At 37.3% G+C, this 19,697-nt stretch carries 8 protein-coding genes; all 8 read right to left on the reverse strand.

Going from position 1 to position 19,697, the window contains the following annotated elements; genetic code table 11:
• Positions 1 to 15: 15 nt before the first annotated feature.
• Entirely contained in the window at positions 16 to 1,938 is a 1,923-nt protein-coding gene (locus tag ACFSSE_RS06030; RefSeq protein WP_379041083.1) for a family 43 glycosylhydrolase, read from the reverse strand.
• 80 nt (positions 1,939 to 2,018) lie between these two features.
• The gene (locus tag ACFSSE_RS06035; protein WP_379041082.1) at positions 2,019 to 2,711 is read right to left on the reverse strand and encodes a DUF3823 domain-containing protein; all 693 of its coding nucleotides are present in this window, start codon (positions 2,709 to 2,711) and stop codon (positions 2,019 to 2,021) included.
• Positions 2,712 to 2,723: 12 nt separating this feature from the next.
• Positions 2,724 to 4,511 carry a RagB/SusD family nutrient uptake outer membrane protein gene (locus tag ACFSSE_RS06040; protein WP_379100791.1) on the reverse strand — a complete coding sequence of 596 codons (1,788 nt, stop codon included), beginning with the start codon at positions 4,509 to 4,511 and terminating at the stop codon, positions 2,724 to 2,726.
• Between the two features lie 59 nt (positions 4,512 to 4,570).
• Entirely contained in the window at positions 4,571 to 7,699 is a 3,129-nt protein-coding gene (locus ACFSSE_RS06045; protein ID WP_379041079.1) for a SusC/RagA family TonB-linked outer membrane protein, read from the reverse strand.
• A 306-nt stretch (positions 7,700 to 8,005) separates the two neighbouring features.
• A complete protein-coding gene (locus tag ACFSSE_RS06050; protein WP_379041078.1) occupies positions 8,006 to 12,019 on the reverse strand; it encodes a hybrid sensor histidine kinase/response regulator transcription factor in 4,014 nt (1,337 codons plus the stop codon).
• Positions 12,020 to 12,059: 40 nt separating this feature from the next.
• Complete coding sequence (locus ACFSSE_RS06055) at positions 12,060 to 14,018, reverse strand: glycoside hydrolase family 97 protein (protein ID WP_379041076.1); 1,959 nt, start codon at positions 14,016 to 14,018, stop codon at positions 12,060 to 12,062.
• A gap of 346 nt (positions 14,019 to 14,364) precedes the next feature.
• A complete protein-coding gene (locus ACFSSE_RS06060; protein WP_379100794.1) occupies positions 14,365 to 16,716 on the reverse strand; it encodes a glycoside hydrolase family 31 protein in 2,352 nt (783 codons plus the stop codon).
• An 87-nt stretch (positions 16,717 to 16,803) separates the two neighbouring features.
• Positions 16,804 to 19,407 carry a ligand-binding sensor domain-containing protein gene (locus tag ACFSSE_RS06065; RefSeq protein ID WP_379041073.1) on the reverse strand — a complete coding sequence of 868 codons (2,604 nt, stop codon included), beginning with the start codon at positions 19,405 to 19,407 and terminating at the stop codon, positions 16,804 to 16,806.
• Positions 19,408 to 19,697: the final 290 nt, after the last annotated feature.

Here is a 19,697-nt window from a genome sequence, read left to right on the forward strand (position 1 = left end):
TAGGGATAAGTATTATTAATTGGTAGGCTTTACTGGTATGATATTTCCTTCAGCATCAAAAAACAGCTGATCTATGCAAACCTCGCGGTTAAAACCAGCTGCATCGCCCATATTTAGGCCATTAGGATAATTAAATCTATGGTAAACGATGTACCATTCATCTTTTCCTGGGATTTGTAATACTGAATTATGTCCTGTTCCGTAAATGCCCTGACTAGGATCTTTTTGAAGAATTAAATTATTTTCAGCGATTGTAATCTGTCCTGTTGGCGAATTGGATGTGCCATAGCGAACTCTATAGTTTTGGCTGCGGGTATCATCTTCAGACCAAAGGAAATAATAAATTCCATTTCTATAAAACACATAACAGCCTTCTCTAAATGTTTTATCCGTATTTAAAACCTTGGTAGTATTTGGTTTTATAGAGATCATATCCTTATTTAGCTCTGCAACAGCTAAATAGCCATTACCCCAATAAAGATAACTTTTACCATTTTTTGGATCGGTAAATACGGCTGGGTCAATTTCCTGTCCGCCTTTTACGCCAACCGGTTTAAAGTTTACCAATGGTTTGCCCGAATCTACAAATGGCCCAACTGGGTCATCGGCTACTGCAACCCCAATTTTTTGAGCGGCCGTAAAGTAAAAGAAATATTTATAGGCACCCTTACTTTTTTTTTCGAAGATGGTTGGTGCCCATGCATTTCGATCTGCCCAACTTACATCTTTCTTGAGGTCTAGTATTACGCCTTCATCTTTCCAAGTAGTAAGGTCTGTAGAAGAAAAAGTCTTGAAATAGTAACCTCCCCATCCATCAAAACCATCGCTGGTAGGATAGATATAATATTTTTTTGTTTTATTGGAATACAGCACATCAGGATCTGCATAAAAACCGTCTAAAATAGGATTTTTTCTCAATGTTAGCTGCATACCTACTGGTGTACCCCAACGAGCAGTAAGCGCTTTAAGCTCATTACGAGAAATAGGAATAATTGTTCCGTGGCGTGGGTGGAAATCCATTTTAACCTCGTGGTCTATCACCTTAAATTTATCTAGGTCAACACTTTCGCAAAATTGATATTTTCCTTTTCCATATACATCGTACATCAGGATATACTTATCAGAATTGTTTAGTTTGAAAACACTAGAACCTTCTACAGCATCTCTGGTTTGCTGTTTGTAACCAGGTTGTTCTATCCATATCCCTGAAGTTAATGAATCTGTAATTGCAAGTTTAATTCCATTTCCATTTCCTTCTGTTTTATAGAAGAGATAAAATAGACCATTTTTGTTAATGATGTCTCCATCTATGCAAGATTTACCATTTTTCGGATTAAAAAGCACTACAGGTTCAGTTTCAAAGTCGGTAAAATCTTTATTTACGTAAGCGTAATAAATGATATCTGGCCCACCAGCATGTTGCAGAGACCAATAAACCATGTATTTACCTTTTGCAGGGTCGTATATCGTTTGCGGTGCCCATACTCTCTTCAAATCCTTGTGGCCTTTAAACCTTGTTTGGATATTAATAACGGTGTGTTTCCAATTGATCAGATCATCAGATTTCATCAGTACCATGGCTCGATTTGAATCCCAGCCTTTTGAAGAGGTCATGTCTGTTACCACCATATAAAATGAACGTCCATCTTCAGAACGAAGAATGTGCGGATCTCTTACTCCCCCGGTTGAACTGATGATTTTAGAATCCAAGATGGGTTCATTATTGTTTAGTGCCCTGTAGTTATACCCATCGGTAGAAATAGCGAAACAAATTGCCTCATCACTAATTTTGTTACCTTTAAAATAAGTGAACAAATAGCCTGCAAAATCTTTATCTGCAGGTCCAGATTTGTATGATTGACTAAACAGGTTTGCTGTAAAAGTAAGTTGTAGGATAAAGATAAGGATCAGTCGGAGACAGCGAATTCTATTCATCATTAGCTAATTGTTCTTCTTTGGAATTATTATTTTAATTAGGGATGGAAGACTATATAGTCCATCCATCCCAAAAATTTCATTTATTTTAAAGCTATTTTTTGTACTGGTGTATAATTGTACTCTCCAGAAACGGTTGATTTAATACCTATTCTAGCAAATACGAAATCTAGGTTTTTTAGTTCATCAGGGACATCAGTTGTAACTGAGTTTTGACTACCAAATACTATCGTTGATGTATTAACATTTACAATAACCTGACCTCTTCCTGCAGCTTGAGGGATGTGATCCATAAGTATCGAGCGACTTAGGATAACAATTACGCGATCTAAGTTTGCAGTTGGTACAATTTTGTCAACTACAAAACGAGCAGAAATCGTATTGCCAGACTTGGTGTAGGTATCGTTTGTTAAATTAAAATATGGGGTAACGGGTACATCAATAGCAGTGTTGCCATTTACATTTACAGTGATAGTATCGGTAGCTTGTTGCAACCATGGGGCATTACCTCTTCTGGTTAATTTATATTTACCATCAAATAATTTGGCAGCAAATGTTCCGTCCTGACTCAAAGATAAAACAATAGGTGATCTTAGTGCAAAACCGTCTTGCCAAAGTTCTAAAACTGGTCCGTTGTTACGTACATTTACCGCATTTCCTACGTAAACAACTTTTCCAGAAAGGGTTGATTCTGGAGGGGTAAAATTATCATATTCGCAAGATGACAGTAACGTACTGGCGGTGGCTATTATTAAGATTATAAATTTGATTTTCATGATACAATAAAATTAATGGAATGGATTTCTAACAATTTTTGGATTGTTGTTCAAAACATTTTGATCAATGGATGAATAATAGTTTGCAAGACGGAAAAATCTGGCTCGACGGAAACGGTTTGGCCTAACCCGTTCGTAAATATACTTTCCATTATCTGGATGTCCTGGTCTTACTGCCCTGTAGCCGTAAAGCCCTCTAACAACTGCATTCGCATCATTTTCAGAACCATCCCAAACGATATGAGCAATACGCCATCTTTTTAAATCAAAATAACGGTGATCTTCGAAGGCCAGTTCTATACGACGTTCGTTACGGATAATATCTGTGGTCAACGCGTTTAGACTATTAGCGGAAAATCCTGCTCGTTCCCTAATCGAATTCACATATCCAAGCGCTTCTGGTCTGTTCAATTCGAAAGCTGCCTCGGCTGCATTGAGATAAATTTCTCCGAGGCGAAACCATGGCCACCAGTTTGAAGCACTCGTACCTCTTGTACTTGCAGCAGAAGCATCACTAACAAATTTGCGGAGGTAAAACCCAGTGTTACTTACATCCATGGCGTCATTTTGTGGCCCATCAAACCCTGTCCAAACCTGACCATCAGTATAATTTCTTCCTAATTCTGGTGAAGTAGTGAGTTGATAAGCACCATTGTTCCACACAGCAACTCCTGCTTGTATTCTTACAGGGTTGTTTCTAAATGTTGATCCTGGATAAATTACTGTACCATATAACCTTGCATCTCTACCTGTAAAAATATCTCCTATACCGCTATAAGCGATGTAATTTCCAGATGCATCACGGTCGCGAATAGTTCCTTTAGAGCCATCTAAATAATTAAAACTTTCAACAAAACTTAAAGAAGGCGAAATGGAAGATGACGATTCGTTATCTTCAGTCATGCTTTTGATGATGTTATCGTAAGCAAAACGGTGAACTTTAGTACCAACAGCATAATCTTTTGCAAAAATAACTTCATTTCCAGTCTTTCTGTTTAACATATCGTAAAAATTAGCCCCCTTATCTGGATTACTGTTGTAAAGTGAATAAGGACCTGCAATTATCTCTTGTGAGGCTGCTAACGATTTGTTATAGTAATTACTTGCCATTGATACTGGAATCCCTACTTCTCCACCAGGTGTTGATATTGGAGTAGCCATTAAACTGTTGTATTTAGCCAATGAACCCGCATACAGCATTGCCCTACTTTCAAGTGCTAGTGCTGCATATTTATTGGCTCTTGTTTTACTACTGTTATTTACAGCCAAATCTTCTTTAATAGCCTCTAATTCGCTATAGATAAAGTCATAAACTTCGTGTTCTTTAGATCTTGGAACTTGAAGTGGCGTGGGATCTCCGCTAAAATCATAGATCATTTGGGATTGTATAATTGGAATTCCACCCATGCGTTTAACCATTTCAAAATAGACAAATGCTCTAAAAAATCTTAATTCGGCCCTGAAAAGATTTTTTTGTGCAGTAGTTAAGGTAATACTTTGCGTTTCTAAATTTTCTAAAGACAGGTTAATGTCTCTAATAAAACCATAATCCCAATAACGTCCGTAATCATCGCCAAACTGGAAATCATTTCTCCAATTTTGATCGCGATGGCCAGACCACATGGCATCATCCAACTCGGTCATGCCGCCAGTGTTAAAAACACCATGCAAAGTTGGCAGCCTGTTATAATAGTTTGCCAATAATGAGGTGATAAGTTTTGGATCGTTCCATAATTGCTCATCGGTAATGGTAGTTTTTGGATCGCGTTGGAACCATTCGTCATGCTTACAGCTATTCATGCATAGACATGATAACAAAGCAATAGTTATATATAATTTTTTCATTATTTCTCGGTTTGTTAAAAGGTTACATTAAAACCAGCCATAAAAACTTTTTGCTGAGGATAGACAACGGCTGCAGGTGCAGAGATTTCTGGATCAATTTGGAAACCTTTTACGTTATCAAATGAGAACAGATTTGATCCGTTGACATAAAGCCTAATTTTTTGCGCTCCAATTTTCTGCGATATTTTTTGATTTAAACTGTAGGCCAGTTCCAGATTTCGTACACGTAGGTACCTTACGTTGGTTAACCAGAAATCACTGTTTCTGCTATTAGGACCAGTATTACCATTACGTATGGCTGGATAATAACCTGGAATCCACTCACTGTTTGGATTATAAGGATCAGCACGGTGCCACCTGTCTTCTAGTAAGTAAGCTGGTGAGTTTCCACCGCCATGGAAAGCATTTCTCAACTCATAATCTTGATTCCATGACTGCATTGCACCACCTGCGAAATCGATATTAAGGTCTATCCCTTTGTAATTCAATCCAATTCGGCCCCCGAAAGACATCATTGGTGCCCAACCTGTAGGATAACCAATTGGGCGTTGATCCATGTCATTAATCACGCCATCGCCATTTACATCTTCGTAAATTAAATCACCAGGTAATTGGTTCCTGTTGTTAGCTCCATCATTGTTAATAGGGTGGTTACGAATCTGTTCTTCCGATTCAAAACGCCCTGCAACTTGATAGCCCCACCAAACGCCTCCCCAGCGTTCTTCGGCCGAACTTCTATATTCATTCCACGAGTTAGAAAAACGAGGCTTATAGCTTTCTAGATTTTTGAACCTAGAGTAGGTAAAGTTACCGCTTACCACATAGTTAAGTTCTCCAACTTTATCAGAATAAGTAATTATACCCTCTACGCCATAATAGCCGTTTTTGTTAAGGTTTTCTCGAGGAAGCCCATATCCGATCTCACTTGGAAGCAAAACATCATAGCGTTGCGCAGGAATACCTGTGCGTATGATCTGAAACGCATCAGCTGTTAATGTTAATTTGTTTTTAAAAAAAGCTGCATCAATACCTATGTTGTAACTTGTATTTTTCACCCAAGAAAGGTTTCTAACAGGGATAGCTTTTGGCTGGATCCCTTGATATAAAGTACCGTCTAAAACAGCATTTCCAACCCCAAAATTATATCCAGCAAGGTAGTCATGCATAACAACACCTTCTTCCAAACCTGTTTGACCAACGGATACTCTTAGTTTTAGATCATTAACAACCCCTTTAATTGACTTGAAGAATGATTCATCCGAGATCCTCCATCCCAAACTTGCGCCTGGAAAAAGACCCCATTCTTTACCTTCATAATAAAGATAAGAACCATCATATCGACCAAGAATTTCGAGTAAGTATTTACCCTTATAGTTATAGTTAAAACGGCCAATGTATCCAGCTCTTGCTTCATAAGACCAGTCGTCACCAACATCATTTAGGTTGGCAATTCCTCTAATCAATGGTATATAATTATTTGTAGGATTAGCACCTAAAGATGTGTACGTTCTGTCCCAGTCCGATCGCTCATAACCAGCCATCACGGAAAAATCATGATCGCCAATTTGCTTAACATAGTCTACTTGAAACTGGGCGAATCTGGAAACGGCTAAACGGTCGGTTTTGTACCGCCAACCTGCATCACTACCACCAGTGCGTTTATAGTTATTGTTTTCGAACCTATAAACATCATAAGTATATTGAAAACCATCGAACTTGTTGTTTGTGTAGTTGTAAGAAACTGTAGCTTTTGCCGATAATCCGAACTTGGTTTTGTAAGCGGTATTAAGGTTCACGTTCCCGCTAAGGTAATTGTTATCTTTATAACCAACAATATCTCTAGCAAATAGTGCTGGATTGTATGCGACATCATTTACATGCTGCGGATATTCTGGATTGCCATTTGCGTAAGGCGACACGGTTGGACGGTTTCTAAAAATCGCCAAAATTGAAGAAAAGTAACCATCACCACCTGGCAAACCTACGTCTCTTGTTGCTTCTTGTCTTCCAGAAATCTGGGTCCCAACGGTTAAGCCTTCCAAAATGGTGGCTTCTAGGTTGGCCTGTAAGTTGGTGCGTTTATAAGAAAAATCCTTAATCATCGCTTCTTGGTCAAGATGGCCAACAGATAAGAAATAATTCGATTTTTTTGCACCTCCAGTAATGTTTGCATTAAGGTAGCGCTGTGGAATGTTATCACGAATTACCATATCCTTATAATCATAGCTCTGATACCCTGGTTCGGTTCCTGCTTGCCATTTATTAAGTTCCTCTGGTGTATAAACCGAGATTGGATTTCTGTTCTCGTTCTGAGCGGCTTCTACTTGACCTTTAGTGTACTGCGCTGCATTAGCCATTGTTGGGAAACGAGAAAGATTTTGCCAGCCTTGATAACCATTGATATTTATTTTTGCAACCTCATCCTTACTTCCTTTTTTAGTGGTAATTAACACTACCCCTCTTGCTGCACGAAAACCATATACGGCTGCTGCGGCATCTTTAAGTATAGAAATACTTTCGATATCTTCTAGGTTCAATGCGTTAAAAATATCAGCACCAGAAGCATTTTGGGTACCTACCCAGTCTGTTCCTGTTTGGCCTCCGTACGCTACTCCATCAATTACATACAATGGATTTCCCATGTTACGAATTTCTAAGGCAGCCCCCCTTCCTGGTCGACCGTCTTGCGCACGTACAGAAATACCCTGTACTTTACCTGAAAGTGCGCCAGCAGCTGTTGTAGAAGATGTACGTACAATCTCTTCCGACTTAATACTGCTTACTGCTCCAGTAATGTTACGTTTAGTCTGTTTTCCATAGGCAACTATCACTATTTCATCTAGATTTTGATCATTAATTTCTAAATAAATAGTCAGGTCTGATTTGTCGCCGATTGATATGCGTTGGTTTTTAAAACCAATATAACTTACAATTAGAACAGACTTACTGGCTGTAAGTTGGAAGCGGCCTTGTTCATTGGTACTAGTGATTTCAGCTGGCATGCCTTCAACAAGAACGGTAACCCCTGGTATAGGTTGTTTATTCTCGTCAAACACTTGCCCTGTAATCTTACGTTGCGCGAATGAATAAGTGGGCACTGCCCATAATACCACACAAAGAAATAAAATTTTTAGGATTTTCATTTTAATATTTGGTTTAAGTTGTTTAATAAAATAAAATCCAAGTATATTCCTATTTTTTCCTTTTGAGATTACAGTTTAGCGAGGCTCAAGATCGCTGATCAAAGATGATGGCAGCGCCGCACCGATATTGTTCATTAGGAAGTCGTCAAAAAATTAGGACATTATAAAATGATATTCCAAAATTAGCTGACAACTGGGTTTATATTTGGTTTTCAATGTCAAACATAGGAGAAACTCTGTTTATTAGGCATACACATATCCGTCAATTTTGAGCTATAAATTCGTCAATATCAGCTTATTTATCAGCTATTGCCTCATTTTTTGAAATTCGGAAGGCAACACTCCAAACTCTTCCTTAAAACATTGCCTAAAATAAATGGAACTATTGATACCTACCATCAATGCTACTTCTGTGATATTGTACTGTCCAGATTTGAGCAGCTGAGCTGCCTTCTGTATTCTTACTTTTCTTACCAATTGATTGATGTTTTTTCCTGTTAGCCCTTTGAGTTTCCTATAAAGGGTAGATTGGCTCATATTCATCTTATCGGCCAAGGTGGCCGCATCCAGAATTTCATCCTGAATACAATCTTCTACTAAGTTTACAAAATCCTGTACAAAAATATTTTCTCTCCAAAGGTCTGGATTGTTGATTGCCACAGTTTGGTCTGATGCCTCACTGTGAGCAGAAAGTTGTGCCAGAACTTCACTGTAAATACTTTTTTGCTTATTCAGCAAATTCTCTATTCTGCGATGTAACAATTGTGGACTGATTGGCTTTGAAAGGAAAGAATCTGCACCTAGTGCATATCCGCGTTCCTTTTCCAGATCAGTATCTTTAGCCGTTAGCAGCACCATAGGGATATGACTGGTTTCACGTTCTGCTTTTAGCGCCTCAAGAAGATCAAATCCATCCATATCGGGCATTATTAGGTCGCTGATGATTATCTCTGGTATATGATTTTTCGCAAGTTCCATCCCTTCAATCCCATTTTCGGCTTTTATCACCTCGTATTTTGAGCTTAAGATCGAGATTAAATATTCCCGAACATCTCTATCATCCTCAACTAATAATAAAAGCGGACGTTGGTTTTCAACCACACTATACTGCTGATTTTTAACATCTTGCAAGCTCACTTTCTCAGTTTGCGAACTAACCACTGCATTGGTAAGCAGGCACACAGCAAATTCACTTCCCTTACCCAGTTCACTGCTCACCGTAATTTTTCCTTGATGAATGGCAGCTAGTTCTTTAACCAGAGCTAGGCCTACACCAGTTCCATGACTTACCGAGCGGGGCACTTGGTAAAACTTTTCAAATATTTTACCTAAATGTTCTGGAGCAATACCGCAACCTGTATCACTTACAACTATAAACGCTCGGGTGCTCAAAGTATCCTGTTCATACCGGAGGAGAACCTCAACTTTTCCCTCAGAAGTAAATTTGCAGGCATTGGAAAGCAGATTATCTAGTATGATTTGTACAATCTCACCATCAAAATTTGTCTTGATATCTCCTTGTGGAGGAGTAAAGCTGATGTTTACCTTTTCAATATGATTGGCTTCAACATATTTACCTACAATTTCTGCCACAAGCTCTGATAGAAATCCTTCTCCAAGTACAAGAGGCTTATATTGAGATTCCACCTTTCGAAATTCTAATAACTGATTAACCAATGAAAAAAGCCTATTGGCATTCTTTTGCACTAGAACTACTAAATCCCTGTTTTTAGGCAACAATTTGCCCTGATGCAGCAAATCTTCCAATGGACCCAAAATTAGTGTTAAAGGGGTGCGAAGTTCATGAGTAATGTTGGTATAAAAGTTCATTCTTTCCATGTGAAGAATGCCATTCTGCTCTAACTGAAGCTTTTTCATGTTTAACTGTGCTTCGGCATTAACTTTTTTAACATAAAAGAATAGTAATGTAAAAAAGGTAGATGCAATTACAATTACATATATAACCAAGGCTGGGGTACTCAAATAAAAGGGTGGTGAAATATTGATAAAAAGGTGTTCATATTCATCAGACCAATTTTCGTTTTTTTGACGAGTACGGATCCGAAGTTCGTACTTTCCGTATGGAACATTTCTAAAATCTATATTTTTTTCACTTCCTAAAAAGAACCAGTTATTGTCTAATCCATGCAATTTATAACTAAACTCTGCAAACTCATCTAGGGCATAATCCATAACGGCAAGTTCTATACGAAAGCTATTCTCTTCATTTTTAAGACTAATCTGTTGGGTAAGGCTGGGATATTTTTCAGACTGTACATGACTTTCTCCGCTATTAAATACAATAAATCGGCTAATACGTATTGGTGATTTTGGCAGGTTCAATGGGATTTTTTGTGGGTCGAAATAGCAAAGCCCAGCTGGCATTCCAAAAAACAGTCGTCCGTCATTGTGTATGGCAGCACTATTATTGGTAAAACCGCCCAAGGGCAAACCAAAGGCATGCCCATAGCTAAGTACACGTTTTTCTGCAGGCAAATAACGCAACAAACCCATTCTGGTTGTACACCAAATGTTTCCGCTACGATCTTGAGCCAGCGCATTTACACTCTGCCAACCATCAGATTGTTGCAAATTAATCGTTTCCAATTGACCAATAGCTTTGTTGAATTTTTGAACAGCCAAACCTTCGTTTGTGGCAATCCAGATATTATTATTGCGGTCTAAAAGAAGATGATTAATGGTATTGCTAACGAGCCCCTCTTCAGCTGAAATTCTTTTAATTAATTTCCTTTGACGATCAAATATATAAAGTCCCTGACCATAGGTTCCAACCCATAAATATCCACGCTTGTCTTCTAAGAGTGTACGAGGGGCGTAATCTCCCAGCATGGGCTTATTTGTAACTATTTTTTGTGAAATATTAGTTGTAGGATTATATATAAATATTCCCTCTTGGGCTGCAAAACAGATATTTCCTTTTACATCTTCTATAATTGCCCTAACAGACGACATTTTTTCTTCACCATTAATAGTTTTCCAGTTTTTGGTTTTGGCATCGAAAAACGAAACTCCGCCCCTTTGCATACCAAACCATTTATTTTTTTTACTGTCCTGAAAACAAGAAAGTAAAAAATCGTCTCCAATACCACTGTTATCCATGGTCATTTTAACTACCTCTTTATTGGCATTTACCTTTAAAATGCCATCACCCGCAGTAGCCAGCCACATGCTGGAATTGTCATGCAGTATGCCTGTAACGGTTGAAGGTTTATTTTCACCAGGATTGATATCTTTGGTGGCTACCATCTCGAAAAATGGTTGATTATGAGACAAAAAAGCTAGTCCACCACCATAAATACTTAGCCATACATTGCCAAAATGGTCTAGGTTGATGTTTTGAACAGAAGCATGATTGCCAGTACTAAGGTAATTAACCTCTATGTTAGAAGTTTTTTGAAATTCTCCAGAGAGATGATAAACTGGGTGAACAATGAAAAGTTGTGATGATTGCGTACCTACCCAGATTGCTCCATTAATTTCTTTGATTGAATGTACAAATGGCTCCTCTCTTTTTTTAGACTTATTAGAAAGGCTGATGCGCTTTGTTTTTTTGGTTAAGTTGTTATATACAGCCAATCCCTTTCGGGTACCAATCCAAATATTGTTCTTGCTATCGCAAAAAAGAGATTTCACTTCATTATCAGCAATTTGCCCAGCTGTGGTTTCAGTGTTGATTATCGTAACACTTCTATTTTTTGGATTAAAGATTGACACGCCTTTAGATACATGTCCGATATAGAGTAAACCATCACGATCCTCTGTGAGTGTCCAAATACTATTTTCGGCCAAAGAAGGTAGATTGTCTTTATCAAAATGCTCAAATTTCTTTTTTTTGGGATCAAATCTTTGAACACCGCGATGATAGGTAGCCATCCATAACTTACCACTCTTTGATTTAATTATATCGGTAATATCATTGGTTGCTATAGAAGTTGGATCATTTGGGTCATGAAGGTAGTAGGAAAATCTGTTTGTTTTCAAGTCTAGAACGTTCAGTCCGTTAGACCGAGTACCGATGTAAAGCTTATCCTGATCACATAGAAGGGTATTGATCTCATTGCTATTAACCGAAAGACCGTCTGCATTTTTTGATTTGTAATATTGCTTAAATGAATTACTGGCAAATCGGTTTAATCCCAACTCGGTTCCAACCCATAAAAAACCATATTTATCGTTGGCTATATCAATTACCTGTTGGCTAGATAGTCCTTCTTGCAAGGATAAATATTTCGCTTCTTCTGTCTGCCCAAAAACCGGTAGTGTATAGCAAAAAGCTAATACAATAAGCAACAACCTCATTATTTTTTATTTAAGAATATGTAGTAGAGTTGATGATAGCTCAATTTCCGATAAGCACAGCTCCACCATTAGGTAGCAGTTTAAGCTTGATCTGATTTTTATTTCCCATGGTTAACTTATCTATTTGCGACTGTCTATTTTCACTATCTGAGTAAATAGTTACCTGCTTCTCTAAAAGCATAGGTAGAGAAACCGTGAGATTTTTTTCATTCTTCTCTGCATTGATTGCCGTTATATACCAAGTTTCTTTATGACGTCTGGCCAGTACACAATACTTTCCAGGATAGCCATCTATAAATACCGTTTCATCCCAAGTTGTTGGAACATTTTTCATAAAATCGATTACATGAGCAGGCACATCCTGTAAATTATTAGGCGTGATACCAAAGTTCTGTACTGGAGTTTGAAATAGTACCGAAGTAGCCAGTTGAAAAGTCTCGGTGGTTTTTCTTATGGTTCCACCATTGTTATCTTTATTATGGCGTTTGTTTAACAATACTGGACCAAAATCCATTGCCCCTACCGCATTTCGGATAAAAGGGTGTAGGCTTGCATTAAAGGCCTCATTTTCATTTGCTTGTTGGTTAAACACCAGATTTTCAGAAGCCAACACTGCTTCGCTACCTACAAAGTTTGGATACATCCTTTCCCACCCCCTTGGCAGTGTACAACCATGAAAAATTACCGTAATGCCATACAGATTTGCATCTGATAGAATTTCTTCGTACAACTTCATGGTTTCCTGCTTATCGCCACCAAAAAAATCTACTTTAATGCCTTTTACGCCCATTTTTTGCATCCATGCCATTTCTTTTCTACGTACCACAGCACTATTCATCCTATTTTTAGGGCCTTGTGGTGCATCGTTCCAAAAACCGTTAGAATTGTACCAAAGTGCAACCCCAACATTCTTTTGTTTGGCATATTCAATTAATTGTTCAATTTTCTCCCGACCTATCTGTTTATCCCACAAACCATCTATCAAAGTAAATTCATATCCTAAAGAAGCGGCCAGATCGATAAACTTTTTCTGGTCTTCGAAATTAACACTATTGTCTTGCCAAAGTAGCCAACTCCAAGTAGAACGACCAAAAGTATAGGTTTTTGAGGCTTCATATTGGGGCTCCACTACATCAAATGAAATTGTGGTTTCTACTATAGGCTTAAGATTATTACCCACTGTAATGGTACGCCATGGTGTATAGCCTGGAAGTGGTATAGTTGGGTTTGCTCGGCCCATGCCATTATTTTCGCCAGCTTCTGGAAAGGCTATTTTGTAAGAACCATCCTTGCTTGCCTCACTAAGTTTCGAACCACAGTACAAACCATTTACCCCTGTTTCTGAAAGCAAAACCCAACCTTTATCTCCAAGACGGAACAATGCTGGAAAGGTATAACCCACGCCATATTTTGAAGGTGTAGCCATTGGCGCATCTGGAACATATTCTTCTTCATAACTGGGCTTAGTTTTCATCCAACCTATCATTGGAGTAGCCTGTGGGGTTAAAAAAGTTGTAGTACCAGTTGGAAACCTGTATCCGCTCATCTCTTCTTCAATAATAAAGTTTGCAGGCTCTCCTGTTTGGGGCACTCTATAACGAAAAGCAATATCATTGTTACTAACGCGAAAAATTACTTCTAATTGTTTTTTTTTGGCATTCTGAAATTTACAGATGAGCTCATTGGCCTGATAGCGCACCGTACTCTTTTTAATTTTAGGTTCGGTATAAGTTTCATCTATGCTCCTTGCTGTTTTTCCTGTAAGCTCAAGACCCGAAGACAGGTCCATTTGTGCACCTCTTAAACCTAGAGTAGATTTCTCTAGCATTTGTTTGCCTTGCAAAAGCACTTGATAGTAAAGCTTACCTTGGTCTAGTGATAATTTAACAGTCAACTTTTCATCTGGGCTTGATAGGCTAAATTCTTGCGAATAAGCGCTAGAAAAAAACAGTAGGAATGAAATTCCACAAAAAAATCGTTTAATAGTGTTCATATTCATATCGGTGTGCAAAAAATTATTAAATTTTGAATGCGCTGGGCATTTGAGCAAACTTTAAAGCAATATCTGGTTATTTAAAGTAATGAATAGCAGTAATAATTTAGAGTTATATCTGATAACATATCTTAATAATCTAAATATACATAATTTTTTTAAACGTCATAACGACATTTATTCTACAACCTCATCAGTTAAACACAACTATTAAAAAAAATTTCCATTCTTTGATATAGTAGATCAATGCTGAAAGCGATAGAACACAAAAACTTTTTTAAGATCCGGATGCGCCAAACTCATAAATGTTTCATTTACTCTGAATTACTAATTATTACTAGATATGTTGATACTAAAATTTAAGTTTTGTGTTTTTCCCTGTGTACAATAACGTAGCGCTTTTTTTCAACTTGTTACCCATAGCAGATTTATTGCCCCCAATTAAAGTGAAATTAAACTTTCTAGACTTGAGCATAGTAGGAAAACTTCCTTCTCTATCTTCAATTGTTAGTATTTTTTTGGTATCATCCCATTTAAATTTAATGATCGAGTAAATTCCCTTTTCATAATTGTAATTATCATTTTCATCCTCATAAAGCGAAAACTCGCCATCTGCTCCTACGTAAATTCTAATAGTTAGGTTATCCCATTTTTTTTCAGTTGAATATTGCACATCAGGACCTATCGGGATAATTGATCCAGCCTTAATGTATAAAGGAACCACATCAATTGGCGCATTGGTATGAATTGTTTGTCCTCCTTCTACATATTCATCTGTCCAGAAGTTGTACCATTTACTACCTTTTGGCAAATATACTGGCCATTGGTTTGTCTTATATTTAGTTACTGGTGCTACTAAAATAGAACGACCGAAAAGATACTCATTACCTATTTCATGCGTTTTTTTGTCATCCACAAAATCCATTATCAATGGTCGCATAAATGTGCCATGGTTATTGCTTACATCCCAAGAGGTACTGTAGATATAAGGAAGCAGGCTATAGCGCAGTTTGATAAATTTCTCTTGTGCATCAAAACACCAGCTGCCACGATCGCCAAAGTTCCAAATTTCACGAGGCAAATCTGTACCATGAGAGCGCATCATTGGACTAAAGGCGCCAAACTGCATCCAACGTACATAAAGTTCCTGAAATTCTGGATTCTTGTTTCCACCATCCTTACGCCATCTTCCAGCAAAAAAACCACCAATATCGCTGTTCCAATTTGGTATGCCCATTAAGGTATAATTTAATGCAGCAGGAATTTGCTTTTCGAGCATTTCCCAAGTAGAATTCACATCTCCACTCCATGTGTTAGAACCGTAAAGCTGTTGTCCTATAAAACCAGATCTGGTTAATATTACTCCCCTTTTTTTATCGTTTACTGCTCTTTGGTTTGTAGCAATTCCTTTATTGTGCATTAAGCTATAGCCATTTTTAACACTTCGGTAACTACCCAAATATGTAGGTAAATCAAAATCTGACGGCTTAAAATTGATGTGATCTGGCTCAGTAGAATCTAGCCACCAGCCATCATTTCCGATATAATTGAAAATTCCTTTGTTTAGGTATCTCCAATAAATATCAAGGGCCTTAGGATTAAATACATCGTAAGGTCTTGCGCCACTATTTGGTGGCCAAGTATCAAAATTAATAATCATCTTTTTTTCATCAAACTCTTTACGTTGTGCTGTATGCGGGCCAAAACCCGGCCATGTTACGATCAATAATTTCGCATTCAGTTTGTGAATTTCATCAACCCATTTTTTAGGATCAGGAAAGCGTTCTTTGTCAAAACTTTGAGAATTCCATGCACTGTCAGATTTATTATATTCTGGCCAATAACGCCAATCCTGAATAACCACATCCAATGGCACTCTTAAATCACGGTATTTTTTTAGCACATTTAAACTTTCATCTTGATTATGGTAACGTTCTTTACTCTGAAAAAAACCATAGGCCCACAAAGGTAACATAGGTGCCTTGCCTGTTAATTCCCGTACCTTCGAAATTACTCCATCCGCATTTTGTCCGTACATAAAATAATAATCAGAACAATGACCTAGGCCCTCAAAAGATAGTTCTTGTGGATTATCATTGAATTGTGAAATGGAATAATTATCCCAAAATACAGCATAGCCTTTTACCGATAGAAAATACGGAGAATAGGTAGACATATTTTCGTTCTGCATGTGGTGCGAAGAGTTTCGTCGGTTAAACTTATTATCTAAAACCTGCCCAACTCCATAAATAGCTTCATCTTTATCTAACAAAAAACCATTTCTAACTTTATAAGATGGAGTGCCTGCATCATTTATTGGCGAAAACTGTGTGCCATAATCTTTGTCTTTGAGCAGTTTGTTTCCTGCAATATCATAAAATGAAATACCGCCAGTTTCAACATTTACCTCAACCTGAACTGCATTGCTTTTAACAATGGTTCTATCTCCCTTTGTTAAATAAGTAAGTTGCGTTTTTTTTGGAATGCCCACTACAGAAAGACTATTTTTTTGATAAGGTTTACCTTTAGGGGTTTTGTAGACCCTTACCGTGTGCTCAGCGTAAAACTCTATTTTGATGTCCATTTCCTGTGCAGAAAAATTGAGACCATTGGTGGTTTGCTGAATTGTCTGTGCACAGAGATTTGTAGTCATAAAGAATGAGGCGACTACGATAAAGAGAATTGTTTTAACCTGAAATTTCATATCTGCTCTTTTATATTTGGTTTAGTTTGATGATCAAAAGTAGCCAAACCGATCAAAAGCCAGACAACAACTAGGTTGCAAAAAACATCAACTATGTTGATTTTTATATAGATTAACATACTCTGACGGCTTGCAACCATAGCGTTGCTGAAAACATTTACTCAAATAGCTTGAACTGCTAAAGCCTACCCTATCTGCAATTTCGGCAATACTGAGTTTTCCTTCTAGTATCATTTCAGCTGCTTTTTCTACACGGATATTTCTGATAAATAGTGATGGCGATTTATCCATTAAAGTAATGAGTTTACGATAAAGTCCGGTTCTGTCCATGTTAAGATCACGACTAAGCTGTTCCACAGAATAATCAGCAACATCAAGGTTTTTCTCTACTAGTGACATTGCTTTTGTTATAAATGCAGCTTCAGCTTGGTTATGGATATCTGCGCTTGTACTGTTCGGCTCAATATTTTTAAACTCTTGGTCTGTAATTTTAAGCCAAGGTTTGTCTTCTGAATGAAGTAAATATTGCTGATTGATCAAATTACGGATACGGATCAACAAAATTTCTTCCCTATGGGTTTGTTCTAGTCTTTTTCTGACATTGTGTAAATAGCTATAGATAATTACTACGGTTAGTAAAACTGCAACAGCTACGAAAATTACATAAGCTAAAGTGGTTTTCCACCAAGGCGGATGAATAGTGAAATTTAGTAAGGCAACATGCCCTTTCCACTCCAAGTTATTATTGGATGCCATCACTTTAAGCCTATATTTTCCAGGAGGCAAATTGGTATAGGCTATCCTAAGGATGCCCGATGTATTTAAATGATCTTCTGCCCTAGAGCTGAAAATTTCTCTCCATTGTTTATCTATCCCTTCCAACTGATATCGATAATAGGTTTGGGAAAGATTTTGATAATTGAGCGCAGAAAACTCGAAAGTTAAAAAGGTCTGGTTATAAGCCAAGTCGATATGTTTGATATAAGGAGCGCTCTTGCTCAAAATGACACTTCCATCATAACTAGTTCCTAACTCAACTTTTTGCCCACGTAAAAAAAGATTGGTAAATATTGGCCTAAAAGGAAGTTTATCTATCGAAGGTAGATTGGGTTCCAATATACTGAACCCATTGATACCACCAAAAAAAAGCCGCCCATCACTGCTTTCAAAAGCAGCGCCCTGTACATACTCGCCTTCTAATGTTCCAGAATTAGCACCAAAGCTGGTAATATAAATTTTTCCACTTTTAGGCATTGTGCGAAGCTTGTTTATACCATAGCTGGTTGTTATCCAAATGTTTTGAGAACGATCCTGTATAATCGCCTGAACAAAATTGTTAGACAGTCCGTCTTTGGTATATAAAGTGCGTTGCTTACGAGTTAAAGGGTCAAAAACTTTTAGTCCATCAGCTGTTCCGGTCCATTTAAAACCATGTTTATCAGTAAGTTGTGCAGTATTATTTGTACTGAAAGTTTGCGTAGACTTTTCGATATTCAGTTTTTTAATTATATCTGCCGAAAGATGAGCTATATCGATAAGCTCCAAAGAGTTGCCAGATGGTGAATTTGATAGATACCGATAAATTTCAGACTGGCATTTAACATAAATATTTCCAATTTTATCTTCTGCAAAAGATTGTACAATGATATCCTTACCATCATTGTTTGGGAAATATGAACGTCCAATTTGGGTAAACATATATTGATCAGGATGGTAATAAAGCAAACCCTGATTTGCGGTTCCCAGCCACAATCCTCCCTGCCTATCATAGAGCAAGGTGCTAATTTCGGTATTCAGCTTGCTGCCATCTTTTTTCAGGATAGTAGGAAGGTAACTTTTCTTTCTACTGATGCTGTTAATGATCCAAATGCCATTTGCACAACTAATTGATGCTATACCATTTGCATCAACAACCAAAGTATTTAGTGTGTAGGGTGTTTGCAGGAGCTTTTCCCAGGTTCTCTTTTTTAGATCAAAAAAGAAAAAACCGCCCTTGCTACCATTTCTTAGTTGATAAAACCCATTTTTTCCTTTAACAATAAGGGAGGTGTTTTTGAAAATAGCTTTTTGTGACTCAGGATAAGCATTAGCTATATACTTTTTGATTTTTGACTTAAGCTCATAACATACAATCGCTCCAGTATTGTAAAAGAAGTACAAACAATCCTTATCCGAGTCTACATCTTGTAAAACCCCATCATTGTCTGACAAATCTAATACGATGCTATGATTTTTTAAAGACAACTTATTACCGCTGCGCAACCACAAACGCTGTTTGTTATCAATAAAAACATCATCAATTTGTTCTTTAAATCCGATGTTTTTAAAATAATTGGCCAAATTTGAGATATACTTTTCCGTTGTTAGATCAACGAGCATCAATTTTTGGTGATCTTTTATCCAAAGTGTAGAATCGCTACTTTGATAAATGCGGTAAAACCCATCATAGCCCTTTAATGGATAAATATGACGTGAGTCCTGATGGATATATTTAAAATTTGCACCATCATAGATATTAATATTTCCACTCGTTTTAAAGACCATTCTACCATCGGGCAACTGGATGATATAACGAACCTGATTATCGCTTAATCCATTTTTAACATTTAAGGGATGAAAAACTAAATCTTGAGCTTCAGCAGTAGTTAATGCTAAAATAAAGATGGTGAACAGATTAATAATTTGCTTCATTACTTACCATATATTTTAATTGAACCCTATAATTGGAATAGCAAATTAAGAAAATCTGGCAACTTCGACCCACGGAGGAATTTTATATTTTGACTCTCTATCCAAAAGATCGAAATGGTCAAATCTGCTAGAGAAATAAGTAAAAACACTCACTCCGTTTGCCGAAGGTACAGATATCGGACAAAAAACACACATACAAATAGAAAACTATGGCTATCAACAATTTAAACTGATCAATTTTGACCGAAATGAACCGATTCTAATTCTGAAATGCCGTGTTCACCAGTACC

The organism is Pedobacter alpinus (assembly GCF_042684645.1).
GTDB classification, from domain to species: Bacteria; Bacteroidota; Bacteroidia; order Sphingobacteriales; family Sphingobacteriaceae; genus Pseudopedobacter; species Pseudopedobacter alpinus.